Consider the following 1,272-nt stretch of genomic DNA (forward strand, 5'->3'; position numbering starts at 1 on the left):
CTTCTTGTGCTCGCGCAGGTCGTCCATGTTGATGTAGCGGTTGGCCTCCATCCAGTTTTCGTTGGTTTCGACGGCCAGCGCCCTGACCAGGCGCAGGCAGCTTTCGGCGTTGGGAAAGATGCGCACGACATAGGTGCGGCGCCTGATCTCTTCGTTGAGGCGTTCCAGCATGTTGGTCGACTTCAGGTGCTTGTGGTGCTGACGCGGCAGGCGAAAGAAGGTCAGCGTGCGCTCGATGGTCTCCTCCACCCACGTCGTCAGTCGCGGATAGCGGCCCGACCATTTGGCCAGCCATGCGGCGAGATCGGCCTTGGCCTCGGCGAGATCGCGCCGGTCGTAGAGCCATCTGAGCTCCTGCAGGCAATCGTCGCCATGCTTCCTAGGCAGGTGATCGAGCGCATTCCTGAGGAAGTGCACGTAGCAGCGCTGCCAGGCGGCTTCCGGGATCACCTCGCCGATCGCCGCGACCAGGCCGGCATGGTCGTCGGACACGACCAGTTCGACGCCCCTGAGGCCGCGCGCCTTCAGCGCGACGAGGAAGTCCTTCCAGGCCGAGCGGCTCTCGCGATTGGCCATCTCCACGGCCAGGATCTGGCGCCGCCCGTCCCAGTCGATGCCGACCGCGATCAGCACCGCCTGGCTCATGACGATGCCGGCCTCGCGCACCTTCTCGTAGCGGGCATCGAGGATGAGGTAGGCAAAGGGCTCTTGAAGCGGGCGCTCGGCAAAGGCCTTCAGGCTCTCGTCCAGGCGCTTGTTGATGGCCGAGATCGACGAGGCCGAGAAGGCATGCCCGCACAGCTCCTCGGTGATCGCCTTGACCTTGCGGGTCGACACGCCCTGCACATACATCTCCGCAAGCGTCGCCACCAAGGCCCGCTCGGAGCGCTGGTAGCGCTCGAATAGCTCGGTGGAGAAGCGCCCCTGCCGGTCCTGCGGAACCCGCAGTTCCAGCTTGCCGACACGGGTGACAAGCGTGCGGCCGTAGTAACCCGAGCGATAGCCGAGACGCTCCGGCGTGCGCTCGCTCTTCGAAGCACCCAGCGCCTCGTCCATCTCGGCCTCGAGGACCTCCTGCATCACCGCGCGGATCACTTCGTGCAGCCCAGCCGGGTTCGAAAGCAGAATGTCTTTGACGGCAGCTATGGCGGATTTATCTTCAGTCTTGGTCATGGCGGCGTTCCTTCGCGGGAATCAGGTGACGTTGAACATCACCAGCCTGCCATGACCGCCCTCTCTCAGCGAATTTGCAGAACTCTCAGCACACTACCG

General features: G+C 64.1%; 1 protein-coding gene. It reads right to left on the bottom strand.

Going from position 1 to position 1,272, the window contains the following annotated elements; translation table 11 throughout:
* Nucleotides 1-1,173 (bottom strand): IS256 family transposase (locus FJ417_RS32975; RefSeq protein ID WP_140786339.1); only part of this gene is annotated, 1,173 nt, incomplete at its 3' end.
* Nucleotides 1,174-1,272: the final 99 nt, after the last annotated feature.

This window comes from Mesorhizobium sp. B3-1-7, from assembly GCF_006439385.1.
GTDB lineage: Bacteria > Pseudomonadota > Alphaproteobacteria > Rhizobiales > Rhizobiaceae > Mesorhizobium.